Raw genomic sequence first — 25369 nt, 5'->3', positions numbered from 1 at the left:
TTATGAGTATGAATCGTTTCCTTTCGGTGTTGCCTAAGTTTGTCTGCTTTTGCGCTGCGGCGCTTGTTTTGTGCGCATGCGAACCGAAAGAAGAAGAAACTGTTGATTATACGGAGCTGTGCTACAACGACAGGTGGCCGATGGATGATATTCGTATCGACGATAATCCGAACGAAAACATCAAGGCTCTTGTGAAACGTGTCGATTTGCGTTACCCGATGAATATGACGGGGGATACGCTGGATGTGACTATTCTTGAATTCAAGAGCGATGTGTATGCGCTTGATTATTACATGAATAGTGGGCGTTTTCAGGGAATTGTGCCGATTCTGCGCGGCTCTTTCCTAGAACAAAGTATCCGTTCTGCTTCGCGAATCTTCATCTTTAAGCACGATAGCTTCCGCCGTTATGAACGAAGCGATCTGGAAAGTTATGTTCACCAGTTCCCGAACGCAAGGCATGGTGGGTTCCCTCAGGAATTCCTTAGCCTTCCGTTTGAACATCGCGAACCTGGACATACGTCCGTATTGACGAAGTATTTCATTGGCGTGAAAGCTTATTTCCCGGTGTTGGCACAGGTCTATAGAGATGCCGATTTGCAGTGGAATGTTGCACGTAGCTGGGACCTTGTCGATGAAAACGATTTTATCGCTTGGGGGCGCCAGTTGAACATTGTGCAGCCTAAAGGCATTTATCGCGAGACTTCGACGCTTTATTTTAATGCGGGCGAGGGTGTGAACGGCATGGCGACAAGGCTCCCGGGTGGGCGCGTTGTGGCGGTGTGGGGTTACCTCGATTGGACGGATTTGGAACGTAAGTTCTTTACCGCGAGCGACCGCGTTTACGGCGCAAGATATTAATTACTATATTCAAAACATGGCTATTGAAAAACTTGCTGAAACTCTTTTAGAAAAGCTCCGCTTCATCACGAAGGCGGAAACCGTCATTGGTGAACCCATCCAGGCGGGCGAAACAACTGTTGTGCCGGTAAGCCGCGTGTCCGTTGGCTTTGGCTTTGGTGGTCACCAGAATAAGGGCGATACATCTGCATCTGGCGGTGGCGCTTCGGTCGATCCGGTCGCATTCCTTGTCATCAAGGGTGACGACGTGCGCATCATGCCGATTACCAAGGATAGCTCGCTCGTCTCTAAGATTATGGATATCGTACCTGATATTACAAATAAATTTGCAAAGAAGCCTGCGGACAATTAACCGCCCTTTCTAAATCGTTGTTCTCGATTTTATTTTGCCGGACTAGTTCCGGCTTTTTTTGTGCGGTGTTCCCGCCTTGCATGTCGTTCTCGCCTTGAGCGGGAATCTCCTTTTTTAGTCAAAAACAGAATTTTATTGGTCTTTTTCTCTGTTTTTGTACTTTTTGAAAACTTTGCTAAAAATTTGAGAACATTTTGGGAGCGGGCTGAATGTGATATTTTGCAAAATTATGTTAAAAAAATGGGGTTTTCTATTGACATTCGCTATTTAAAAGAGTATCTTTATTCATGTAAAAACGAGAAAGTGAAAGCCTTTGGGTGCATATGGGTTAGTAATTTTGAGAACAAAAAGAAGGTTCTAAACTTATCTCGCAAGTTTTGCAAGGTCGTGTTTGGTTGTTGGGACCTTGTGAAACACCCGGCACGGGGACATACGTGCCACGAAATCCTCCTCCAAGGCGCCGTAATGGCGTACTCCTAACACAAAAAATAGGACCTCCTCATACTCCATGAGGAGGTTCTTCTTTTGTCATGACCAGTCATCCTCGAAGCGAAGCATAGGGGATCCATTATTTCTCGTAACTACGTTTGCGACGGGATGACGATTGTAAACGAAAAAGCCCCGGCCATAGGCCGGGACCTTCTCAAATGCATTGCGCGGTTAATTAGCCAAGAACTTTCTTTTCGAAGTCGCCGAGGCAGTCAACGAGAGCCTGCACGCCTTCGACCGGCATGGCGTTGTAGATAGAAGCGCGGAAGCCGCCGACAGAACGGTGACCCTTGAGCTGCTGGAGGCCACGAGCCTTAGCGAATTCAAGGAATTCCTTGGCGAGATCGTCAGCCTTGTCAGCTGCAACGACGTCCTTGTTGAATACGAACGGAACGTTCATGATAGAACGGTCTTCCTTAGCAGCCGTACCGACGAACACTTTGGAGTTGTCGAGTGCGCTGTAGAGGAGAGCAGCCTTGCTGCGGTTCACCTTTTCGATAGCGTCCACGCCACCGAAATCCTTGAGCCACTTGAGGGTGCGGTTCATCACGTACACGGCAAAGACCGGAGGAGTGTTGAACATGTTGGCAGCGTCGATGTGGGTCTGGAAGTTGAGCATGGTCGGGATGGTGCGGTTTACCTTGCCGAGGAGGCCCTTCTTGATGATCGTGACAGTCACGCCAGCGCAGCTGATGTTCTTCTGAGCGCCGCCATAGACGACACCGAAGTCAGACACGTTGATCTTGCGGGCGAGGAAGTCGGAGCTCACGTCAGCCATGAGGAAGCCGGACTTCGGCTTCGGGAAGTTGTGCCATTCCGTACCGTAGATTGTGTTGTTGGCGGTCACGTGGAGGTAGCTAGCGTTGTCGCTGAGCTTCAAGTTCTTGTCGATGCGGCTGTAAGTTTCAGACTTGGTGTCGCAAGCGGCGAGAGCGTTACCGAACTGCTTAGCTTCCTTGTAAGCCTTGTTTGCCCAAACGCCGGTCAAAGCATAGTCGGCCGTAGCGTTCTGGTCGAGGAAGTTCATCGGGAGCATGCAGAACAAAAGTGAGCAACCACCACCGAGGAACACGATGTCGTAATCTTCCGGGATGCCCATCAATTCACGGAGGTACTGTTCCGTCTGGGCGAACATGTTTTCAATCGGCTTTGAACGGTGACTCATGGAGAGGATACTGATGCCGCTGTTTTCGAAGTCGATGCATGCAGCAGATGCTTCCTTGAGTGCCTGTTCCGGCAAGACCGACGGTCCTGCGCTAAAGTTATAGACTTTATTTGCCATTGTTGTGTTCCTTTTTAGGGGTTATTCCTGGGCGTGAACCCATGTAAAAATTACGCTGTAAAAATAGCAAAATCCGTTCCGTTCGGCTATATCGGTGGTCATAAAAAGATTTTAAGGGTCGTTATAGAGTGATAAAATGCAAAAAAGGTTGTCAGATTTTCCAATACAAATTATTATTTAGTCCATAAAAAGGAGGATGCTGTGTTTGATAAAGGTAAATCGGTCTATTCTTTGACCTCGTTTTATTTTGCAATGTCGTGTTTGGGGGCTTCTTTTGCATTTGCCGCCTGGGACGGTAGTGCTACGGTGCCTGAGGCTCGCGATACCGTTTTACAAATTGAAGCGGGCAATAATGAAATTATCGATGTTACATTTCCGCTTTACCATATTTCCACGCCGGAACAGTTGGCGGGTCTTGCGAAAATGATAAATTTCGTGGAAACTCCGTCCGAAGATCCTGCTGAAGATCCCGATGCGGATGAAAATGCCAAGGAACCGACGGTCAAAGAGCCTTGGCGGGGCTGTATCGTGCTAGACAACGACATCGTTTTTGGGAGTGACATGTCTTCTGTCTCGGAATTTCCTTGGGAGCCTATTGGAAATGCGGAAGGCTTTATTGACGCGTTGCTCTTTGATGGCAAGAACCACACAATTTATGGACTTAATCTAGCGTCTAAAAAGGATTCTGTTTTTGGATTGTTTGGATTTGTGGATAATGGATTCTTTAAAAATGTGACGATAGCCAATTACGGCGCTTCTTTTGGGGCTGATTCGAACGCTTATGTTAGTTCTTTTTATGGGGCTGCCCTTGTTGGATTTACGTCTTCTTCCATTATTCACAATGTGCATACCCGTGGAGGCTTGATTAAGTTTGAGGCTCTTCCAAGGAAGATGGGTGATGAGGGCTATGTGGGTGTTGACCATGTGACTATTGGCAATGTAGTTGGGCGGATGGATGGGCTCATCGACAGTTGCTCTAATGCAAGTGACATTGAGGTTCATTTTGATTCTGATCAGACGATAGGTGGCGTTGTTGGTTTCATAACGTCGCCTGGGACTACCGTACTTGTAGATTCGGTTTCTTATTGTTCGAATACGGGAAAAATTGTTTCTAAGTCTCAATCGACTAATCAATCAAGTGAAGCTGGTGGAATTGTGGGATTTGCTAAGGCATTCGTGGTCCATTGCAGTAACTCTGGTTCGGTTTCAATTGATTATGGCGATGCGGGGGGCATTTCGGGGAATGGAAAACATGCCTACTATTGCGAAAATACAGGGAGCATTTATGGCGGACGAAATGCAGGGGGTATTATTGGAAATGGTACGGGTATCGTTGTACGTGGTACGGATATCAGTTGGTGCACTAATAAGGGGAGCGTGGAGGGTAATTATGCCGGTGGAATTGTCGGAGATGGCGGGGCTATCTATTTTAGCGTCAATGAAGGCGAAGTGAAGGGAAAATGCGTCGGCGGTATCGCAGGCATGAATACCAGCAGTATTCGCCAGTCAATCAACCGCGGTGTTTTGGCGGGGGATTCTGTCGGTGGAATTTGCGGAAGAAACAAGGACTTGGTAATTTCGTCATATTCTTATACATCCGCTTCAGCGACGGACTTGATTGGAGGAATTGCCGCAGTCAACTCTGGCCGGATTGTCACTTCGGCTTACGATTCGACTTTGCTTCCGTCTGTTGAAATTGTGGCGCTCCAAGAAAAGGAAGGATCGGTTTTAGAGTCCTTTGCTCTATCGACAAAAGAAATGCAATCGGCTGAATTTGTGGACAAGTTGAACGAAGCCCTGAGAGACGAGGCTAAGGGGCGGATTATGTATGAAGAGGGCCGTTATTCAAGGTTGGACTGGAGTTTCGATGGCGGTTATCCGCACTTTAGTGATTCTTCGCATTTGCCGCTTTTTAGGATTGATCTAGACGATAGCCTTTTTGTGTCTTATGGATTTACGGATTACAAGGGACATCTTGTAGACTTGCCTCCGGCATATTCTACGAAAGGTCGCTATTTTGAAGGCTGGGTCGATTCTACGGGTAAAACGGTTTCGAAATCGACTGTGTTCAATGGTCCCGCTACTATTTATGCCAAGTATTCCAAGACGATTAAGGATCCTTCTTTGGTCGTGTACCGTCCTGATCCGACAGTCATTGGCTGGAATGGCGAGCTGAGCATCCCCAAACTGCGCATGCATCTGGACACGTCGCTCAACTGGGCGATTTTCACGCCGTCGGAATTGGCTTGGTATTTGTCGAAAGGCGCTAATTATACAACTAGGGCGGCTTTGGTCAATGATATTGTCATGGGCAAGGATTCGTTATCGGTGATGACGCGCGAACTGAAAACGTTAGGCGAGTTTGGCCGATATGTTAAACGTGTTTTTGATGGCAACAACCATAAGATATACGGATTGAACGGTTCCTTGTTTAGAGACAATTATGGTCAGATCAAGAATTTGCATCTCGTCAATTCTCTTCTCAAGGGAGGGTACGGGGCTTTTGCTCAGTTGAATCGCGGAGAAATTCTGAATTCGTCTCTTCGGAGAGCGGTCCTTGAAAATGGCGAAAATTTGCGCACGGTCGCAGGCTTTGTCTATCAAAATTATAATGCTTCAATTATTGATAGCTGTGTCAATTACAGTGATTTTGATGTGCCAGCGGGCTCGTATGAAGAGGTTGCCGGTTTTGCAAGCCTCAATGACGGGATTATTCGCAATAGCCGCAATCTTGGAAACATAAAGGCGAACGGGTCTACGCGTGTTGCTGGTATTGTTGCGTCAAATAGTGATAAGGGCTCTATTTTAAATTGCATAAACGAAGGTGATATTGAATACGTTGGTTATAGGAACATGAATCTTGGCGGTCTTGTGGCTGACAATGGTTGGGGTATGATTAAAGGTTCCAAGAATTTTGGAAAAATCACGGTCAGGTTGCTTGGGAGTTATGATGGCATTAGCATTGATCCTAGAGCATCTTTATTCTCTCCTTCTCATGTTGCTGGCGTTGTCGCCGATGATGCTGACCTTGATTCGTGTGAAAACCATGGTGATATTACCGCAATTGCTATGGATGATTTCAAGGGTGGGCTCATCTTAGGTGGTGTGTCGGCCGGAACGTATGTGTTTAAGGATGTAAAGCTTGATCATTCCTTGAATACAGGTGCTATCACGTTTGTTGATTCTACATCATTGATACTTAAAACTATAATGCTTGGTGGAGTGGCTGGCCGAGCGAATGTCTCTTCTAGCAGAAACGAAGGTGACGTGAAAATAGTTTTAGCGGATTCTTCTAAAAATTATGGCATGATTGAAGATTTCATGGTCGGTGGTGTTGCTGCAGATTCTAGAAATACCTTTGATTGCGTCAACAAGGGAAACGTTTTTGGCTTAGGCGTTGTCGGCGGAGTTGTTGCGAATTCACAGGATTCGATTGCCCGCGTCGTCAATTACGGCCGTATAGAGGTTTTGGGAGTCAATCATAAAGACGGTTCTACTGGTGGAATTTGCGGTTCATGCCATAATATTGAGAAGTCTATAAATTTGGGCAGTGTGACCATGAAAAAGTCAAAAGACGATACCTACTATAACACTGTGGGCGGTCTTGCGGGCTATGCGAGTGGACGTTTGAAGATGGTTGCCAATGTGGCCCCGGTGACGGTTCTAGGAGAAAGTGAAAAGGTGATTGGTGGTGGCCTTGTGGCTTTGCTTTCAACTGAAGAATTCCGCGATGCCTATAACTGGGGTGCGGTTACGACGGATGGCGAAGCGGGCGGACTTTATGGGCATATAAATGAATTCTTTCCAGAAAGGTCTGGAATACCTTATTCTTCTGACCTCAATGAGTTTATAAGGAACGTTTATAATGCTGCTCCGGTCAATGCATCCAAGGCAAATCCTGTAGGCGTTTCTCCGAAATGCCCGGATGAGGTTTATCCTGATTTTACGGCGCTTGTTTACTATGATTCCTCTTATTCTCGCGAAAAGAGCTGCCAACAAATCCAAACATTTTTGGAAGATGAAACCTTGCAAAATTTCTATGTCTATACGAATCCGCTTAGCACAAAATATATGCAATCCGATGATTTTGTGGACTTGCTGAATACATCCGGCAATACGGCTGAAAATAGCCATATTTGGAAAAAGAGCGAGACTTATCCGGTGTTTGACGAAGAGACTCTTGGCATGTCGTTTAGCTATGAACCGCTCTCGTCGAGTTCTGTGGCATCTTCGTCTTCTGTAGTGAAGAGCAGTTCTTCTGTTGTGATCGACCGTTCGTCTAGCAGTTCGTCAAAGCCTGCATCGAGTAGCTCGGTTGTTGAATCGTCAAGCTCTGGCAAGGCAAAATCGAGTAGCTCGGTTGTTGAATCGTCAAGCTCTAGTAAGGCTAAATCGAGCAGTTCTGTGAAGCGCTCTTCGAGTTCGGCAACAAGTTTGAAGACTCTAGTGCAGCGTTCCTTCCGTGTTCAGGTGCAGGGTCGTATGATTGTGCTTTCGACAGCGCGTGGCAAACGTGTCCAGGTCTTTGATGCTCTTGGACATCTTGTGGCGTCGAAACATGTTGATGCGTCTGGAAATGCGAACATAGCTTTGGAAAAAGCGGGCACCTATATTGTGCGTGTTGATGGACTTGTCCAAAGTGTAATCCTGAAGTAAGGATTGGCGATTTGAAGCGAAAAAAATCTCGGAGAACATCCGAGATTTTTTTATAGGTGAGAGGTAAAGAAAAAGACGAGATTTCTCTCGTCTCTAGTCAGTAGCCGCGTGCGGCGTTCTCTATACTGAATTACACACCAAGTGCCTGGATGGCTGCCTTGTACTTCTTGAGGCGGAACTTCGTCTTGAGTTCGCGGCGTTCCTGGCGGTGGATGTACTTGTCGTCCATGAGCACGTTCAAGATAGCGCTCTTTGCCTTTGCTGCAGTCGGATTGTCCTTGAGTGTTTCGACAAAGCGTACAAAGTCCTTTTCGCGGGCGTCATAGGTGGCGTCTTCGGCCGGCACACCCTTTTCCATGAGGTGGCAGCTGTATTCGTCAATCCAAGCCTGATTCTTGTGGTAGGTCATCTTTTGGATGAGGTCGACCATATCAGCTGGCACGCCCATCTTGATCATGTCGGCCGGAGTCTTTTTAGTGGCAGAAGTAATGGAATCCTGCAAAATAGCGAGAACCTGGACATCTTCGGATTCGCCTTTGTTCTTGAGATAGTCGGCGACGTTCTGGAGGAAATCGATGTATGGGCCACCGGCCTTGTCTTGCTGACCTTGGTGAACGGATTCTGCAATTTTGTAGGCGTCTTGATAAGAAAGCATTATTAACCTTTTTTTAAAAACTTCGAGCATTGTTGATGCCCATGATTTGAATATACATAAAGCTTAGTTAAAAAATCGACTGTTTTTTTTAAAAGGAGGGAAAAAGCCTGTTTTTTACGCAAAAAATGATGGGATGTGTCGAAAAATCTTTTTATCGGGTTAAAAATGCCATGTTACTAAAACTTTTTGGATTTGCTATAGCCCAAATGGACTATGACCTTATCTCTTTACGAAATGAAAAATTTGAATTAATTTTCGCCACGTTTTTTCAAATGAAAAAGTAAAGTTGATCCTTCTAAAATAAAGGCCTGGCGAATGCCAGGTCTTTTCCGTATAAAAGTGTTTAAAATGGTCTAAAACTCTTTTTTACTAATATTTTTTTCGTTTGCCATCGCCCAAATGGACTATGCAAGAATCTCTTTACAATTTGCCCAAAAAAACTAGATTTTGCCACGTTTTTCAAAATGTAAAAAATTGGAAATGAGAAAAATGAAAAATAAATCCATCAAGCTTGGTCTTGCAATTTCTGCAATGGCTTTCTATTTCGCCGGTTGCGGCGATGACCTGTTGTATTCTCAGGATGGCAACCAGTTTACCACGGTTTCTTCCTTGAATGACGATGACTGTAGTGAAAAGACCGAAGGCTCCATGGCCTTTGTTAAGTCCGAGGCTACGATGTACGTGTGCTCTGAAGGCGAATGGGTCGCCATGAACGACCACGAAGCTATTCAGTACCGTTGCGAATCCAAGGAACTGAAAGATAAGTCCGGCTTTGCCATTGTTTGCGATGGTAGCGATACGATTGGTGTTGTCCACAATGGTAAAGATGGTGCCAACGGTAAGGATGGTGCTGATGGTAAGGACGGTACGAATGGTAAGGATGGTGCCGACGGCAAAAACGGTACGAACGGCACCAATGGCACGAATGGTAAAGATGGTGTCGATGGAACGAATGGAGCCAGCGGAACGAACGGATCTAGCGGAACGAATGGTAAGTCCGCTTACGAAATCGCGAAGGATAACGGTTTTACGGGTACCGAAAAGGAATGGCTTGAATCCCTGAAGGGTGAAGACGGCAAGGACGGCACTAATGGTAAGGATGGCAAGGATGCCGATATGGACGCCATCAACAAGGATATTGACGCCAAGTTCAGCAGCGCCTCTGCCAAGAGCCAGAGCGAAATTGACGAAGCTCTCAAGAATTTGAGTAGCGCCTCTGCTAAGAACCAGAAGGATGTCGATGACGCCCTCAAGAACTTGAGCTCTGCAACAGACAAGTTCGGCGAAGATATCGACAGCAAGTTCAATGACGCCTACAGCAGCTGGAATGCAGAACTAGAAGACAAGTCTTGCGCCATCGTCGATACGGTTCGTGACAACGAAAAGGCTATCATTACCGTGACCATCAAGTGCGGCGAAGCCGAAACCAAGATGGAAATCCCGTTCACAGTCGTGAACGAGAACCTCGCCAAGGTGTACAAGAAGCATGTTGTCGTGCGTTTCCCGGTGCAGGCCAACAAGGAAACAAAAACTGACGACATCTATGAAGAAATCTGGAAGAACCTCAAGGGTGGCGACAATGCAGAACTTACCGTGACGGATCTTGACGAAAAGTTCGCCCCGAGCGGCAAGGTGTTTATGCAGGACTTGTTCGCCTCTGCCAATAAATCCTTTGTGACAATCGAAGAAACCAACGAAAAAGCGGTGGAATACAAGGTTGCACGCCTCGAAGGGGATCTCGACATCACGAACCTTACGACCCCGGTTGTGAAGCTCCGCGTCAAGCTGAACTTGAGTAACAACGCTTTCGGCGCCTTTGGCGGATTTGGCTCGAACGCAACGGATGTCATTTACAACGCCTATGCAGACTTGTCCGATGCTTCCGATACGGTTGTCATCGACTTCTTGACCGACTACAAGGCAGCCCGCGTAAAGAAATTGGTTGACGATGGTAACGGTTTTGGTGTTGCAAACGAGCAGGCAAACAAGGACCTTGCCCACGCTCTTTATTTGGAAAACAGCGAAGAATATCCGTCTTTCGAACATTATGCCCCCGATCAGATTGGCCTGGCCGAAAACTTCAACAGCATCGTGTGGGTGATGGCCCTCATTGACCAAAAGGACAAGACTCCGGGTTTTAACTCGGTCTATAACGCTTTCCGCAATGTCTTTGCCGAAAACGGCAACTTTAACACCGCCGTCAATACGACTTACGCAGGCAAGGAACACAGCATGTTCTTTGTTGATTACCTCGCTTTGCTTATCGACGCGAACTTCTTCAAGTGGAACCAAATGCAGCATGGCGACTATACTGCTGAAACGAATGTCTGGAGTGGTACGGATGCCGTCTATTACAAGATTTTGCAGAATGGATTTGTGGAAGCCTATAAGCTTAAAGTCGAAGACGCAAAGGTTTTCAATGATCCGTCTGGCTATAGCAGCAAGGTGTATAAGTCTGATGTCAAAGGGGGATATTTCCGTTACTTTGAATATATCGAAAACGAACAAGTTTGGTATCCTGTAACACTTTGGGCTGTAGGTGTTGCAACGGTGGAACAAGTTTGCGATGCTGACGCAGTTAATTCGACCTTCTTCTATAGCTTTGAAGGTCTTGATGAAAATGCCGTTTGTGTATGCGACAATGGAAAATGCTACTGGCAAGATACTGAAAATGTATGCTTGGGCCGTAATAAAGGAGATAAGGGATCGGCGTTCTTTGACGGGGAAATTCAAGAGTATGAGTGCGAATGTGATCTATCAGCTTCTTCTACTTGCGATGCTCTTGTGCCTGGTATTCCGAACTCTTCGAACTCTGTTGCATCCTCTTCTAGCGCTGCAAGTGGCATGACTCCGGAAGAACTTGCAAATGATCCGTCTTCTAAGCTTTATCTCGGTGAATGCAGCGCTACAGTAAACGAAGGCAAAGAAAAGCTGTTCGACTACAAAAATGCGGAACTAGCCACGACAACGAGCAAAATAACCCTTGTATGTGATGGCTCCAAATGGAGACAGAAAGATGGTCATGACGAGGAATATGGAATATGTACAAAAACTACGATGGAAAAGGGCGAAGTCAAGGCAGAAACTGGTTCCGATTATTATAAGTGCGATTACCTTGATAAACAGGAAAAATACGAATGGATCGCTGCTGATTGGCAAGAAGTGTATATTGTTAAAAAGGCTTGCCATTATGGCTATGTCAATGAAAAATTGGTTACTGAATCCGGTTATGAATATGTTTGTGAAGAAAATTCTGAATATACAGACAACTGGGGTAACCATAGCCATGAATGGCGTGAAACGACTGTTGATGAATATTGCGTGGGTGATCGCGTCGAGGCTACAGTGCAGAAGGTTGAAGACGAAGACCTCGGCGAATCGACCTTCAACGAAAAGTGTAGCTACCACGGTTCTACCTATGCGAGAAACAATACTGCTAGCGGGGCCAAGGAATGGGTGTACTACGGTAATTTTACCAACGAAAGCACAAGAAACAGCGTCCTCTTGCTCTTGAATGGTTATAAGGATAATATAATTTACGCTTGTAACGATTGGGTCAACATCTACTGTGAGCCTGATTCTGTAGAAACCGTGCAGAGTAAAATTGCCTCGAATATGCCAGAAGTCGAAAAACAGAAATGGATTAATGTCCTTTGCAACTATGGCGATTACAAGCGTGCTAGTGGCTACGCCGACGGCATCGCCTTTGAAGTCAACGTAACGTTAAAGAGTGGCGAAAATCCGAAGACGTTTGTCGCTAGTGCCAAGAGAGATGATTGGCACGAACCTACCTTTGAGGATATCTATGGCGAATGCGATGAAGATAAGATGAAAAATCAAACCAAAGTAGCTGTTTACGGAGGGGAAAAATACAAGTGTAACTACATTTCTGGAGTTTCCAGCGGATACTCTTGGGTTAAAGCAAGCGATTTGGATGAAAACGCAACGCTTGGAATTTGCACGAGTAATCGAATGAACGAAAAAGATGTCGCTATAGTCGGTGACGCATACTATGGATGTCTTTCTAATAATAACGTAGAAGGAATCCCCGCAAGTTCTTCCTCCACAGATTGGCTAGTAATTGATGAAAAAGAGTACCTTAACGCCAAGCTTGGTATTTGCGATACCGATGGAGGTGATACTAAAAATATTACAGACATTAAGAGCGAAACCCTCAAGGATGGTGAAAGCCTCAGTTTCAAGTGCTCTATAGCTAAAGAAGTCGTAAATGGCGATGGTAAGTGGGTTGACGCCTCCACAGACATTGCTCTCGACAAGATTTGCAACAGAGATAACGAAGATGCAACTGTTACCAAAGAAAGCGTAACCTATGTCTGTGCGTACAAGGATGAATCATCCATGTATCAGTGGATTACTTCTGATGAGTACTGCGAAACTCATGGTGAAAATTTGACTTACGGTGGGTATCATAACAATCCGCGTAGTTCTTCTAGTATGTCTCACTGTGGTGTATATATTGATTGTCAAACGGAAACCGACAAGAAAATCTGCCATGTCGGTACCGAGTCTTTCGTCAAATTGGAGAGCATGTGGCAATCTGTGGCAGAATATTGCGAAGACCATTCTACAGGTTCCGCCTGTGAATTTGTCAATCATGTAGGTGAAGATATAACTGAGTCTACTCTTAGGTATTACGAACAAACGGAATACTACGTAAAGACAAATCAAGTTTATAAGAAAGCAGAAACTGTGGAAGAATATTGCGAAGCGTTTAATCCGAATCATGATGAGACCTGCATATTTAATTTTGCAGTTTACATTTATTGCGAAGGTTCAAATAAATGGGCTGGGTGGTGCCCGACCCGCTGATAGAAATTGTACTAGAATATGAAAAAACTTACCCTTATACTTGCTCTTGCGCAGGCGGCGGTCTTTGCACAGACCGGCCTCCTGGGGGGTAAAACCGGCCTCCACCAGCAAGATGCGAATACGCTTGGATTTTTCCATTTCCGTGTAGGGACTGGCGGTACGATTGCTACCGATAACTGGGGCTACACCCGTGGCGCCTTGTTTACGGACCAGTATGGTCGTACCCAGGAACTCGATGTGTGGGATGCCCGTATGGAAAAGGGCCGCATTGACGGCGCTTTGGCCGGTAACTTTAACTTTGCGTTTGGCCTCCGTGATGACTTGGATATCGGCGTGAGCCTCCCGATTTACTACGACCACGCAAAGGATTACTCTGGCGAAGCGATTCGCGCTCACATGGGCGAGGGTGGCCTCGGTGACTTGCAGTTCTATGCAAAATACCGCACGCCGCATTTGTTTGGCCCGGATTACATGACAACTGCCGCCGTTGTGGATTTGACGGTCCCGACTGGCTGGAGGGGCATGGGTATTCGCCCGCGTCACGCCTGGTTCCTCGATAACGAAGGCGGCCCGACGTATGCCTACACGGCAAACAGCGTAATGCTCGGCCTCACGGGCATTGTCTCTGTCGATTACTCCAAGAAGGGAGTTCCTCTTACTTGGAATTCTTCTCTTGGCCTGATGCTCGGTTTTGGCGATGCTTCGAATACACTCGTGTATAGCACTGGCGTGAACTGGCTCGTGAACGATTATTTCCAGCCGTTCCTCGAATTCAGTGGCGAAATGCGCTTTGGCAATGATGCGTATCCGTTCAGCCCGATTACCGACCCGATGGTGCTCACGCCGGGTATCAATGTGAAGATTCCGTTCTTCAACATTGACTTTGCCGCGGGTATTGATATTGGTATTGGTAACCTTGTGGATGGCTATGATCGCAAAGACGCCATGGACAACTGCAAGGATTTCCAGATCAAGTACAAGGGCGAAAATGGCTACCGCGCAAGCTACTGCTATGTGGCTCAGCCGCTTATTGCCGGTATCGCAAAGCTCACATGGACGTTTGGCTTTGACACGGACGACGATAACGATGGCGTAAAGAACCGCAAGGACAAGTGTCCGGAAACGTTCCCGCCGATAGTCGTGGACGAAGACGGCTGCGGCATCGATACGGACGAAGATAAGGTCTTTGACGGCATCGATAAGTGCCCAGATACGCCGAAGGGTGTGCCTGTGGATAGCGTCGGTTGCCCGTTCGATACGGACGAAGATGGCGTCTATGACTACAAGGATATGTGCCCGGATACGCCGAAGGGCGTCAAGGTAGATTCTGTCGGCTGCCCGCTGGATACGGACGAAGACACGGTCCCAGATTACAAGGACCAGTGCCCTGAAACGCCGAAGGGCTTGCCTGTGGATTCTGTTGGTTGCCCGCTCGACAGCGACAAGGACGGAGTCTTTGATGGGCCGGACAAGTGCCCGGATACGCCGCAAGGTGTTGCCGTGGATGCTGATGGCTGCCCGCTCGATACCGATAAGGACGGCGTGCCCGATTACAAGGACAAGTGCCCGAATACGCTCCCGGGAATTCAGGTGAACAAGCGTGGCTGCCCGCTGCGCCGCAAGGAAGACTTGGATTACCTCAAGAAAGGCATCCAGTTTGAATTCGACTCGGCAAAGCTTTTGACGTCCAGTTACCCGACCTTGGACGACATCATCGCGCTTTTGGAAAAGATTCCGGAAGTGAAGCTTGAAGTCCAGGGTCATACGGACATCGTGGGTACCGAAGACTACAACCAGAAGCTTTCTGAAGACCGTGCCCACTCCGTGACGGATTATATGGAATCGAAGGGAATCGCCGCCGACCGCTTACGCGCTATTGGCTTTGGCACTCGCGTACCGGTTGCCGATAACGTCTCTGACGAAGGCCGTGCTAAGAACCGCCGCGTGGAACTCATCCCGTTCGGCTATTACACCGAAGGCGATGGCACTGTGGCTGCTCCGTCTGACTCTCTGCTGAACGACAGCACGGCTGTGCCGCCTCCGACAAAGTCCGAGGTGAAGCCGGAATCCAAGCCCGAAGTGAAGGTGAAGCTCAAGGCCAATGCCGAAAAGAAGGTGAGGTCCGCTTCGAAGGCGGGTGCTAAGAAAATACGAGCTCTCCGCGAAAAAGCTGAAAAGGCTGTCGAAGAGTTAAAAAAATAGAATTGCAAAAAGACCTGGCTGAGAGCCAGGTCTTTTTCGTTGAATTTAATGGGCTCGCGGAAGCGGGCTTCTCTCGTTTTTACCCTGCGAAGTTCTTGCCGAGGATGGCAGAGACGTTCTTGAGGATGCCTTCGGCGACGTCCGGCTTGTTCATGGAATAAACGTGGACGTTCGTGATGCCGTTCGCGTAGAGGTCGATGATCTGGTCGGTGGCGTAGATGATGCCAGCCTGCTTCATGGCGTCCGGATCGCTACCGAACTTGTCCACAAGCGACTTGAAACGTTGCGGCATGAATGAACCCGAAAGCTTAATGGCGCGATCGACCTGGTTTGCGTTCGTGATGGGCATGATGCCGGGGAGCACCGGGCAGTTCACGCCTGCATCGCGGAGCTTGTAAAGGAAGCTGAAGAAAAGGTTGTTGTCGAAGACCATCTGCGTCGTGAGGAAGTCGGCGCCTGCATCGACCTTTTCCTTGAGGTGCTTGATATCTTCGGCTTGGTTTGGACTTTCCGGGTGCTTTTCGGGGTAGCAGGCAGCGCCAATGCAAAAGTCTGCATCAGCGGCCTTGAGTTCGCGGATGAGTTCCACAGCGTGGTGGTAGTCGCAGTCGCCACGGCCATTTGCAATGAGTTCCGGCGTGAGGTCGCCACGGAGTGCCATCACGTTCTTGATGCCGGCGGCCTTCATGTCTTCGATGCGCTGGTGGATGGTTTCCTTGGTGCTCGAAATGCAGGTGAGGTGGGCGAGCATCGGAATGTTGAAATTGTACTTGAGATTCTTCGCAATTTCGAGCGTGTACTGGCTCACGCCACCGCCTGCGCCGTATGTGACGCTCATGAATGCGGGGTTAAGCTTTGCAATTGCTTCGGTAGCTGCTTTAACGTTTTCAAAACTCGTTTCTTTCTTCGGCGGGAACACCTCGAAGGAGAGGCTCATCTTGTCTTGCTTCAGGATGTCGATAATCTTCATTGTATCTCCGTGCAACGGTCGGCATTGAGCTTTGGATCCGCAGTGCAATGTCGAATGTTACGCTTTTGTTTTATGCAAATATTTGAATTCATGCATAAATGTAGATAAAATTTCCTACAATGGCAACGGGGAATGCGTAATTTTTTGGAGAGATAGGTTTTGATTCGTGCGAAAATTGACGAAAAATCAAATTATTTACTATATTGTGTGCTCACAAACGCCGTCGTAGCTCAGTTGGATAGAGCAGTTGCCTTCTAAGCAACGGGTCGTGGGTTCGACTCCCGCCGACGGTATAAAAGGTTCGTGCGCCGTAGGCGTGCGAACCTTTTATATTTTTGGTGTTGAGGAAAACACAAGTTCGACCTCTGCGCAAGGCGAGCGCAGCGCCCGAGCTCGCTCGGGCTTTGCCGAGCCGTAGCAGAGGCTACAAAGCACGGAGTGCTTTGTGCCTCCCGCCGACGGTCTATAAAACAACAGACCCCGGCACAGAGGCCGGGGCTGCCTAAAAATGGAGATTCCCGCTCAAAGGCGGGAATGGCAATTACTTCTTCAAAATCTTGTTCAGCGTAGCGCGCAAATGGTTCATGTTCGCTTCGTTGAGTGTTTCGTAGCGGTAGAACGTGCCGTCCTTCTGCACGAGGTAGACCACCGGGATGTAGCCCGTGCCGTAAGCCGGTCCGAACTTGCTGTCGGTGTCCTGGAATACCGGAATGACCGCGTGGTACTGGTCGATGAACAAACGGATGTCGTTCTTCTTGATGCCGCCGTTTAAACCAATAGCAATGCCGGTGAGTCCCTTGGATTCATATTCCTTGATGAGATTTTGGATCTCGGGGAAGTGCTTTTGGCAGTGCGGGCACTTCGGGCTGAAGTAATAGATGAGCAGCGGGCGGTTGCTGAAGTGGGCGAAAATAATGCCCGGATCACTGATGCCCGAAAGATGCTTGGAAAAGTCCATCTTCATGGGCTGATTCGTTGTGGAATCCATCATCAATTTGATATCGGCAACCTGCGGCTCCGGTGCGAACTGCGCAAAACCCATGACGGCTACAAAAGCTACCAAACTGAAAATGCGACTAAGCATACACATACTCCTAAAAACGTTTTTCGTTGATCCTGAAGGGGATCCCTTTTAAACAGTTGTAAAATACCAAAAAATAAAGGGATGGATTGTGATTTCTGTCAAAAAACGGGAAAAATAATGTAAAAATTGCGTTTTTTGAAAGGTTTTGCCGCCCCTCGTCTATTCCATTAATATCTTCTTGATGCTGTCGGGGAAAAATGCTGGATTTTCCATGAATTCCTGCTCGAAAAGTTCCATGATTTCTTCGGAATATTCGGTTTGCTTGCTGAGCAATTTGATGGCGTCGATTTTGGTGGCTTGGAACTTTTGCACCATCACCCAGAAGTAAATGGCGAACTCGACTTTGGTGAGGCTGTTGCCGTCGAACAGGCTTTTTTCATAGTAGCGGAATAGCAAGTAGGCGATGATTTTTTCGCCATCGCTGTCTGTGAAAAGTGGATGAGGCGAATCTTGGCGGGCGATTTTTGCCCAACCGTTTTCTTTTAGCTGCTTGTATGCGGTGTCCCATGCGGGGCCGTAACTTTCGCCTTTGCCGAGGATCTCGATCCACGTCTGGTGGGCGTTGTCCGAAATTTTATCGGTGGCATTGATTTCGGATGGGCGTGTTTCTGGAAATTCGAAACCGCTTGTTTCGATGGCGTAGTCGAGCAGTTTGACGAGTCGTTTGTTCAGTGGCTTGCTGTGGTCGGCAAGTATTTTGAATAAATGTTCTCGTTCTTCGAAAATAGCGTCGCGAGCTTCGATGGCGTCATCGGGGATCTCGTCTGGAATTTCGTCGATTTCGCGTTCGACAAACGCAATGGGCGAGGTGGCGGAACCTTTGCTCTCTAGCAGTAAGCGTACGGCTTCTTCGCAGCAGAGTCCAACGCCCTTTTCCATGATGTCTCCGTAGACTTCCACAAATCGAGGGTGCTCACGGCAGATGTCGCACAAACTAGATTCACCGAGGTGGCAAATCATGTCGCAGAGTCCGTCTTCTCTTAAAAATGGGCAACGGTCGCCGGGGATCAGTTTGAAATGTCCGTCTTCGATGTTCTGCTGGAGCCTTTTGCCGAATTCGCCTTGAACTTTGGCGTAGCGCTTGGCGCTCTCGTCATCGATGTCGATTTCCCAACCGATGCAACAGGTGTCGGTGCATTTGCCGGCAATGCAATGGAACGAATCGTAGAATTCTGGAACACGGAGAAGCATGGAAACTTAGTTACTAGTTAATAGTTAGTAGTTAGTAGTTACTAGAAAATTTAGAAAATAGCGCCTTGTCATCCTCTGTTTGCTTCCTACTGTCTACTAACCACTAATCACTTACCCTTACCGCTTGTAACAAAAATCTTACGCAAATATTACCTTGCGTCGGCTGAAAATTGCTGGGAGGAATGAAAATTTATGTAAAAATTTTCTTAACAAAGCCAAAAAGTATGTTTTTTTTAATCTCGGTTTCGGTTTTGTATTGCCAGTGTGGTTGAAAGTGGGTATATTTTCCACGTGTGATATGTGTTGTGGTAAAATGTGTCAAATAATATGAATTTCACTTCTTTCATAGGACAAGCCCAAACGGCTATCGATGGAAAGGGAAGGACCTCCTTCCCTAGGGAATTCCGTCGTCAGCTTTCGGCGTCCGAAGGGAATGAGTTCGTGGTCACCCGTGGCCCGGACCGCACCCTCCGGTTGTTTGTTCTTCCTGAGTTTGAGAAATTTATGGCGGACTTGGACAGCTGGTCCGACCGCCGTCAAGCCGACTTAGTTCGGAGAGGCCTCTGCCCCACAGTTGTGGAGATGGATGGCCAGAATCGCATTTTACTCCCCAAAATTTTACTGGAGTATGCCGGCCTTAAAGACGAAGTTCTTTATGTTACGGCTCGCGGTAAAGCTCTCGAATTATGGAATCCTGAACGCTATAACGAAAAGTATGGTTTGCAGACAAATGAAGCAATCGATGCTTTCTCTGCCGCGTTCTATGGTGGTGGCTTGACGGAGGGGGATAATGGCAGATAACAATCTCCGCAAGTCAGTACATGTAAATGAAATTTCGGAAGCTGCGGTCGCTGGAGTTCAAGGGAGAGAATTCTATCACGATCCGGTGATGCTCAAGGAATGCCTTGAAGGCTTGAATATCAAGCCGAACGGCACCTATTCGGACTGCACACTTGGCGGTGGCGGCCATTCTTACGCTATTGCCCAAAAGCTGGATTCTGATGGTACGCTCCACGCGTTTGACCGCGACGATGAAGCGGTCCAGTTTGCAACGAAGCGCCTTGCAGGCGTTCTCCCCAAGTTTATTGTCCATCCGGTTCCGTTTAGCGAACTCGGAAACGAAATTGAACCGAATACACTCGACGGTGTCCTTTACGATCTCGGCATCAGCAGCCATCAGGTAGATGACTCTAGCCGTGGTTTTACGTTTGTAGGCGATAATCCGCTCGATCTCCGCATGGACCGTCGTGAAAGCGTCTCTGCGCAGGAATGGCTCCGCTCTGTGAGCGAAGATGATTTTGCAGCCGCTCTCCGCAAAAATGCCGATATGGATCGTGCGTTCAAGCTTGCCACTCGCATCAAGGAAAAAGTGGGAGAAATTACCACCGAAGGTCGCGAAGTGCTCCCGAGCGATATCAAGGCTGTTGTCGAAGCCGTATTCCCGGATAAGCGCCGTGATGCCAATAGTTTGCTTGCCCGCATATTCCAGGCTGTCCGCATGGAAGTGAACGGCGAACTCAAGCAGATTGAAGATAGCCTCCGTGCCGCAGTCAATTGTCTCAAGGTGGGCGGTCGCTTGGTCGTGATGAGCTACCACTCTGTCGAAGACCGCTGTGTCAAGGAAACGGCGGCTGAATTTGAAAAAGCATGCATTTGCCCGGAAAACTTGCCGGTTTGCATGTGCGGTGGCAACCACCAGCGTTTGAAGAAAGTGAACCGTAAGCCGATTTTGCCCTCGGCCGAAGAAATCAACAGGAACAGCCGGGCTCGTTCTGCGAAGTTAAGGATCTATGAAAGAGTATGATCGATAATGTGCAGAATGAACCCGTAAAGTCCGGGAAGAACGTTATTATGGGGCTTGTGCTTCTGTTGGTTTTCATGGTGACTGTGGCTTGCATGTGCCCGGTGTACATGCAGAATAGTATCAACCGCCTTTATGGTAATTATTACGGCTTGAGGGAGAAGTCTAGCTTGCTCAAGCGTGAAATCCTTTTGAAGGATTTCGAAATCAACAAGCTCACTTCGATTAACCATCTTGCAAAGTTTGCAGAAAAGACGGGACTTGGATTGAATGAAGTTCCGGTAAAAATCATGATAACGGAGGGTTCGCATGAATAAGCGAAATTGGGATCCTCTGCTTCTCTTGAAGGTTTTTGTGCTTTGCGTTGTGGGCGGGCTGATTTTGCAGACGTTTGACATCCAGGTGATGAACCGTGGTGTTTACCAGGCGACTACGAGGTCGATTGTGACGCGTACAAAGAACTTGTATGCGGAACGTGGCTCTATTATGGATAGAAACGGAGTCGTGTTTGCCGAAAGCATGCGCGATACGAGTGATAATCTGGGCTATAGCCGTTTGTTCTTGCAGGGGACCCTTGCATCGCAGATTGTGGGCAAGGTGGGCTATAATGGCTCGGGTAGCATGGGCATGGAACAGATTTACAACGATAGTCTCCGTGGTGACGAAGGCATTCGCGTAAGTGTCCAGGATGCGCACCAGAAAGAGGTCTACAACCGTTCTAAGAATGTGATTGAAGCCAGGACAGGATTGGATCTCGTGCTGACGATTGACCGCAACATGCAGGAAATTGTAGAGAAGGCTTTGAAGGACGGTGTCGCTGAATTCTCGGCGAAAAACGCAAGTGCTGTTGTCGTGGATCCGTATACGGGCGAAATCCTTGCGATGGCGAGCTACCCGACATTTGACCCGAATTCCAAGAATCAGGGTGTCGATCGCGCTGCAAAGAATGAAATTGTTTCGTTGTCGTATGAACCGGGTTCAACGTTCAAGGTGATTACGGCTGCGGCCGCTCTTGAAAACCATGTTGTCAGTCCGCAGAAGGTTTATGCCAACGAAGGCAAATGCTGGAAATGGAACCCGAAGTCCGAAAGAATTTGCGATACCCATATCTATGGCGATATGGACATGAGCGAAGCGATGGTGCAGTCCTCGAATATTGTGTTTGCAAAGATTGCCTCTGAAGTGGGGGCTATGCGTATGTACAGAATGGCTCGTGCTTTTGGCATTGGCGAAAGGGCTTTTGACAACTACATTGGCGAAGAAAGTGGAAGACTTTTGAAGCCGGCTGAACTTACTCGCGACGATAGAACGCTCAAGACGATGGGCTTTGGTCATGCTGTTTCTGTGACGCCGATCCAGATGGTGATGGCTTATTCGGCTATTGCAAACGGCGGCAAGCTCATGCGCCCGCAAATTGTGAAGGAATGGCGTAACTCCAAGGGTGAAGTCGTGAAAAAGATTGAACCGATGGAACTTCGCCGTGTGATTTCTGAAAAGACGGCTGCAACCATCCGTAAAATGCTCTATCGTGTGGTGAATAGCGGTACGGCAAAGAAGGTGGCTTCGCAGAAACTTACCGACGTGTTGTTTGGCGGCAAGACGGGTACGGCTGAAAAGTACAATAAGGAAACTCGCTCTTACGATCGCAATTTGCAGGTGGCTTCGTTTATCGGGCTTGCTCCGTTCGAAGATACGCGTTATGTATGCCTTGTGCTTGTGGATGAACCGCATGGAAAGACTGTGGGTGGTCTTACTGCAGGTCCGATTTTCCGCCGCATCATGGAAGGGATTTACTACCACCCGGCAATTTCGCCGCTCGCTCATAATTTGAAACAGGTCAAGCTTGGTTCTCCGTGCGATAAGGACTTTTCCGGGATGATGGTGTCTGCGGCTAAGGATTTCGCAAAGAGGAATAAGTGCCCGGTTCGCTTTGAAGGCAAGGGACTCCGTGTGATTTCGGAACGCATGGACGGAGGACTTGTCAATGGCAAGACGCTTTTGCTCGGCGATGCCGTGGCAAAGAAAATGCCGGATTTGAAGGGTTTATCGTTGAAGGATGCTCTCGAAGTGATGGGGAACATCCGCATGAATGTTGAATATACAGGAAAAGGCCGCGTTGTCGCTCAGGAACCCAAGGCAGAAGAAGCCTTGCAGAAAGGTGCGATTTGCAAACTGACCTTAAAGGAGAAAAGCTGATGATTTCGGAAGGACTGATGCAAAAGTTGTCCGTGACGGGGCTTTGTGATGATTCCCGCCGTGTGAAACCGGGGAATTTGTTCTTCTCCATTCCGGCGGATGGCTACGAGGTTTTTGCCCGCAGTGCCATTGCGGCGGGTGCCGTTGCTGTTGTTGGCGAGACTATGGCTCCCGAAGGACTGACGTCCAAGTGGATCCAGGTACCAGATGTGAAGCTGGCTCGCCTCGAAGCTGCTAAGATTTTCTACAAGGATCCGTTCAGCAAGCTTATTTGCCATGCCATTACGGGCACGAACGGCAAGACGACAAGTGCGTTCCTTATGAATGCGATGCTCGAAGCGGAAGGCCGCAAGACGGCTCTGCTCGGTACCATCAAGAATAAGATTGGCGACAAGTCTGTGCCGGCTTCGCTTACGACTCCGGGTCTTTTGGACCTTTATGAATTTGCATCTCGCGCTGTGGCTGAAGGCTGCACCGACCTCGTGATGGAAGCGTCTTCGCATTCTCTCCACCAAGGTCGTGTTGCTGGTATCAAGTTCAGAAGCGGTCTTTTTAGCAACTTGACGCAGGACCATCTCGATTACCACAAGACGATGGACGCCTACTTCGAAGCAAAGAAGTTGCTCTTTACGAAGTACCTCGCAGAAAATGGCGTGGCTGTCATCAACATTGACGATGCTCATGGCGAAAAGCTCTTTAACGTGCTGGACTGCCGCAAGGTGGCTGTATCGAGACTTGGCAAGGCTAAGGCTGATGTGAAGCCGTTTGGCGAAATCAAGAGCACCGAAGACGGTCTCGAATTTGCGCTCCCGATGATTGCGACGGAAAAGTTTGAAACTCCGCTCTGCGGCGACTTTAACGTGGACAATTTGCTCCTGGTGCTTGCCTGGGCTCATGCTCTCTGCGTGCCTGAAGATGCCATGCGCAAGGCGATTGCAGCTGTTCGTGTTCCGGGTCGCTTTGAAAAGGTCTGGAGCAAGGACGGCAAGCATGTGATTGTGGACTATGCCCACACGCCGGATGCTCTTGAACGCGTGTTGAATGTGGCCCGTAGCCTCTGCCGCGGCAAGCTTTCGACCGTGTTTGGCTGCGGTGGTGACCGTGACAAGACGAAGCGCCCGATTATGGGTGGCATTGCCGAACGCATTGCGGACAAGGCTTGGCTCACGTCGGACAATCCGCGCACCGAAAAGCCTGCTGACATCATCGCTGACGTTCGCGCCGGCATGACGACGGACAAGTTTGAAGTGGTCGAAAACCGCGAAGAAGCTATCAACCGCGCTTGTGCAGAACTCAAGAGCGGTGACTGGCTTGTGATTGCGGGCAAGGGTCATGAGGATTACCAGATCATTGGTAAGACCAAACATCATTTTGACGATCGCGAAATCGCGGTGAAGGCGATGACTGATGCTGAAGCTTGATTTGACTATTGGACAAATGCTTGAGATTCTGGAAACCGAAGCTGTCGGCGTTCCTGCCCGTACCTTGAAACGCAAGGTGAATCTCTGCATGGATTCTCGTGAAAGTGCCAAAGGTGTTGTCTTTTGGCCGATTAAGGGCGCACGTTTTGACGCCCACCAGTTTGTACCTCAAATGGAAAAGGATGGAGCTCTGATGAGCGTAGTAAACCAAACCGCTATCGATCCGAATTTCAAGATGTACGCTCCGGTCGATGATACGACGAAGGCTCTCTTGAAGCTTGCCAAGGGCTATCAGAAATTTTTCAAGTTGAAGAAGGTCGCTATTACCGGTAGTAACGGCAAGACGACGACGAAGGAAATGACGAAGGCTGTACTTTCGATGAAGTACAACACCCATGCGACTAAGGGTAACTTCAACAACCATATCGGTGTCCCGATGACACTGTTCCAGCTGAAGCACAGCCACGAAGCTGCCGTTGTCGAAATGGGTACGAGTGGTCCGGATGAAATCCGCCCGCTTTCCTTGGCTACGGAACCGGATATTGCCGTGATTACGAACATTGGCGCAAGCCACTTGGAACGCCTCGGCGATTTGGACGGCGTGTTCAATGAAAAAATTAACATTGTCGCAGGTCTCAAGGAAAACGGCACGCTGATTGTGAATGCCGATGACGAACGCCTTTGCAAGGTAAAGGCGACCAAGCATTACAAGGTCGTGACTTTCGGTGTGCATCGTGGTGTCGTGAAGCCTGAAAAGCTCAAGTGGACCGAAAACCTCTGCGCTGATTTCTACATCGGTCGTACGCATTTTGTGTTGAACGTCCCTGGTGACCATAACCTTTATGACGCTCTCGCAGCAATTGCTGTGGGTCAGGCTCTCCGCATCCCGAAGGGCGATATCGCTAAGGCTTTGGCTAGCTTTACCTCCACAAGCATGCGCATGGAAATCAAGAACGCTAACGGCTTCAAGGTGATTTCGGACTGCTACAATGCTAACCCGTCTTCGACGAAGATGGCTCTCCAGACGCTTGGCAACATGCGTGTCGAAGGCAAGCGCATTGCAGTTCTTGGCGACATGCTCGAACTTGGCAAGGAAAGTGGCAATTTGCACAAGCAGATTGGAGCTCTCGTGCCTGAAATGAATTTCGATATGCTCCTCGCTGTCGGCAAGGAAGCAAAGAAGTACGTGGAAGGTGCCAAGTCTCGCGGCATGAAGAACGTGCAGTATTTTGAAACGGTTCCGGAAGTCATCAGCGAATTGAGCGAAATTGTCGCCGAAGGTGATATCCTTTTGGTGAAGGGCAGTCGCGGTATGCACATGGAACAGGTGGTGGAAGCGCTCCTCCACATGGTGCCGGTATTCAAGGTTTAAGGTTGGTT

At 48.3% G+C, this 25369-nt stretch carries 16 protein-coding genes and 1 tRNA gene; 12 read left to right on the top strand and 5 right to left on the bottom strand.

Features of this window, described 5'->3' with window-relative positions:
* The first annotated feature begins 8 nt into the window (after positions 1 to 8).
* Together B9Y77_RS12975 and B9Y77_RS12970 are read left to right on the top strand one after the other, a co-directional pair.
* Positions 9 to 860 (top strand): hypothetical protein, encoded by an 852-nt coding sequence (locus tag B9Y77_RS12975; protein ID WP_254900038.1) that lies wholly within the window; start codon positions 9 to 11, stop codon positions 858 to 860.
* Between the two features lie 16 nt (positions 861 to 876).
* A complete protein-coding gene (locus B9Y77_RS12970) occupies positions 877 to 1212 on the top strand; it encodes a GerW family sporulation protein (RefSeq protein WP_014545361.1) in 336 nt (111 codons plus the stop codon).
* Positions 1213 to 1876: 664 nt separating this feature from the next.
* Here B9Y77_RS12970 and serC read toward each other — a convergent pair.
* Positions 1877 to 2983, bottom strand: a complete 1107-nt coding sequence (serC, locus tag B9Y77_RS12960; protein WP_073425102.1) for a 3-phosphoserine/phosphohydroxythreonine transaminase — start codon at positions 2981 to 2983, stop codon at positions 1877 to 1879.
* 201 nt (positions 2984 to 3184) lie between these two features.
* Between serC and B9Y77_RS12955 the strand changes: the two genes are divergently transcribed.
* A complete protein-coding gene (locus tag B9Y77_RS12955) occupies positions 3185 to 7639 on the top strand; it encodes a T9SS type A sorting domain-containing protein (protein WP_085491934.1) in 4455 nt (1484 codons plus the stop codon).
* Positions 7640 to 7769: 130 nt separating this feature from the next.
* Here the strand turns inward: B9Y77_RS12955 and B9Y77_RS12950 are convergent, their stop codons facing one another.
* Entirely contained in the window at positions 7770 to 8294 is a 525-nt protein-coding gene (locus B9Y77_RS12950; RefSeq protein WP_254900037.1) for a hypothetical protein, read from the bottom strand.
* A 489-nt stretch (positions 8295 to 8783) separates the two neighbouring features.
* Here B9Y77_RS12950 and B9Y77_RS12945 point away from each other — a divergent pair, with 489 nt between their 5' ends.
* Both B9Y77_RS12945 and B9Y77_RS12935 read left to right on the top strand, forming a co-directional pair.
* Positions 8784 to 13124, top strand: coding sequence for a hypothetical protein (locus B9Y77_RS12945; protein ID WP_254900036.1), 4341 nt, complete (start codon positions 8784 to 8786; stop codon positions 13122 to 13124).
* An 18-nt stretch (positions 13125 to 13142) separates the two neighbouring features.
* Positions 13143 to 15326 carry an OmpA family protein gene (locus B9Y77_RS12935; protein WP_254900035.1) on the top strand — a complete coding sequence of 728 codons (2184 nt, stop codon included), beginning with the start codon at positions 13143 to 13145 and terminating at the stop codon, positions 15324 to 15326.
* Between the two features lie 79 nt (positions 15327 to 15405).
* Here B9Y77_RS12935 and metF read toward each other — a convergent pair whose 3' ends face one another.
* The gene (metF, locus tag B9Y77_RS12930) at positions 15406 to 16296 is read right to left on the bottom strand and encodes a methylenetetrahydrofolate reductase [NAD(P)H] (RefSeq protein WP_085491931.1); all 891 of its coding nucleotides are present in this window, start codon (positions 16294 to 16296) and stop codon (positions 15406 to 15408) included.
* 219 nt (positions 16297 to 16515) lie between these two features.
* Here metF and B9Y77_RS12925 point away from each other — a divergent pair.
* Positions 16516 to 16589 (top strand) — tRNA-Arg (locus tag B9Y77_RS12925).
* Between the two features lie 248 nt (positions 16590 to 16837).
* On the opposite strand, the gene B9Y77_RS12920 is transcribed toward B9Y77_RS12925, so the two are convergent.
* Both B9Y77_RS12920 and fliB read right to left on the bottom strand, forming a co-directional pair.
* Positions 16838 to 17380: a TlpA disulfide reductase family protein gene (locus B9Y77_RS12920; protein ID WP_085491930.1), complete on the bottom strand. Its 543-nt coding sequence runs from the start codon at positions 17378 to 17380 to the stop codon at positions 16838 to 16840.
* Between the two features lie 159 nt (positions 17381 to 17539).
* Positions 17540 to 18571 (bottom strand): flagellin lysine-N-methylase, encoded by a 1032-nt coding sequence (gene fliB, locus B9Y77_RS12915; protein ID WP_085491929.1) that lies wholly within the window; start codon positions 18569 to 18571, stop codon positions 17540 to 17542.
* A 327-nt stretch (positions 18572 to 18898) separates the two neighbouring features.
* Between fliB and B9Y77_RS12910 the strand changes: the two genes are divergently transcribed.
* The 6 genes from B9Y77_RS12910 to murF are packed head-to-tail and all read left to right on the top strand — an operon-like array spanning position 18899 to position 25361.
* Positions 18899 to 19372 (top strand): division/cell wall cluster transcriptional repressor MraZ, encoded by a 474-nt coding sequence (locus tag B9Y77_RS12910; protein ID WP_073425095.1) that lies wholly within the window; start codon positions 18899 to 18901, stop codon positions 19370 to 19372.
* A complete protein-coding gene (rsmH, locus tag B9Y77_RS12905) occupies positions 19362 to 20375 on the top strand; it encodes a 16S rRNA (cytosine(1402)-N(4))-methyltransferase RsmH (RefSeq protein WP_085491928.1) in 1014 nt (337 codons plus the stop codon). The genes B9Y77_RS12910 and rsmH overlap by 11 nt, the downstream gene beginning before the upstream one ends.
* Positions 20372 to 20689, top strand: coding sequence for a hypothetical protein (locus B9Y77_RS12900; RefSeq protein ID WP_073425093.1), 318 nt, complete (start codon positions 20372 to 20374; stop codon positions 20687 to 20689). Before rsmH ends, B9Y77_RS12900 begins: the two co-directional genes overlap by 4 nt.
* Complete coding sequence (locus B9Y77_RS12895) at positions 20682 to 22568, top strand: penicillin-binding protein (protein ID WP_085491927.1); 1887 nt, start codon at positions 20682 to 20684, stop codon at positions 22566 to 22568. The genes B9Y77_RS12900 and B9Y77_RS12895 overlap by 8 nt, the downstream gene beginning before the upstream one ends.
* Entirely contained in the window at positions 22568 to 23989 is a 1422-nt protein-coding gene (locus B9Y77_RS12890) for a UDP-N-acetylmuramoyl-L-alanyl-D-glutamate--2,6-diaminopimelate ligase (protein WP_085491926.1), read from the top strand. The genes B9Y77_RS12895 and B9Y77_RS12890 overlap by 1 nt, the downstream gene beginning before the upstream one ends.
* Entirely contained in the window at positions 23976 to 25361 is a 1386-nt protein-coding gene (murF, locus tag B9Y77_RS12885) for a UDP-N-acetylmuramoyl-tripeptide--D-alanyl-D-alanine ligase (protein ID WP_085491925.1), read from the top strand. The genes B9Y77_RS12890 and murF overlap by 14 nt, the downstream gene beginning before the upstream one ends.
* The last annotated feature ends 8 nt before the right edge of the window (positions 25362 to 25369 follow it).

It is taken from the genome of Fibrobacter sp. UWB13, assembly GCF_900177805.1.
Classification (GTDB): domain Bacteria; phylum Fibrobacterota; class Fibrobacteria; order Fibrobacterales; family Fibrobacteraceae; genus Fibrobacter.
The sequence above is the reverse complement of the archived record's forward strand: the minus strand, read 5'-3'. Positions and strand labels throughout refer to the sequence as shown.

Coding starts and splice junctions, on each gene's coding strand:
- B9Y77_RS12975 (WP_254900038.1), top strand. CDS start 9: ATGAATCGTTTCCTTTCGGTGTTGCCTAAGTTTGTCTGCTTTTGCGCT.
- B9Y77_RS12970 (WP_014545361.1), top strand. CDS start 877: ATGGCTATTGAAAAACTTGCTGAAACTCTTTTAGAAAAGCTCCGCTTC.
- serC (WP_073425102.1), bottom strand. CDS start 2,983: ATGGCAAATAAAGTCTATAACTTTAGCGCAGGACCGTCGGTCTTGCCG.
- B9Y77_RS12950 (WP_254900037.1), bottom strand. CDS start 8,294: ATGCTTTCTTATCAAGACGCCTACAAAATTGCAGAATCCGTTCACCAA.
- B9Y77_RS12945 (WP_254900036.1), top strand. CDS start 8,784: ATGAAAAATAAATCCATCAAGCTTGGTCTTGCAATTTCTGCAATGGCT.
- B9Y77_RS12935 (WP_254900035.1), top strand. CDS start 13,143: ATGAAAAAACTTACCCTTATACTTGCTCTTGCGCAGGCGGCGGTCTTT.
- metF (WP_085491931.1), bottom strand. CDS start 16,296: ATGAAGATTATCGACATCCTGAAGCAAGACAAGATGAGCCTCTCCTTC.
- B9Y77_RS12920 (WP_085491930.1), bottom strand. CDS start 17,380: ATGCTTAGTCGCATTTTCAGTTTGGTAGCTTTTGTAGCCGTCATGGGT.
- fliB (WP_085491929.1), bottom strand. CDS start 18,571: ATGCTTCTCCGTGTTCCAGAATTCTACGATTCGTTCCATTGCATTGCC.
- B9Y77_RS12910 (WP_073425095.1), top strand. CDS start 18,899: ATGAATTTCACTTCTTTCATAGGACAAGCCCAAACGGCTATCGATGGA.
- rsmH (WP_085491928.1), top strand. CDS start 19,362: ATGGCAGATAACAATCTCCGCAAGTCAGTACATGTAAATGAAATTTCG.
- B9Y77_RS12900 (WP_073425093.1), top strand. CDS start 20,372: ATGATCGATAATGTGCAGAATGAACCCGTAAAGTCCGGGAAGAACGTT.
- B9Y77_RS12895 (WP_085491927.1), top strand. CDS start 20,682: ATGAATAAGCGAAATTGGGATCCTCTGCTTCTCTTGAAGGTTTTTGTG.
- B9Y77_RS12890 (WP_085491926.1), top strand. CDS start 22,568: ATGATTTCGGAAGGACTGATGCAAAAGTTGTCCGTGACGGGGCTTTGT.
- murF (WP_085491925.1), top strand. CDS start 23,976: ATGCTGAAGCTTGATTTGACTATTGGACAAATGCTTGAGATTCTGGAA.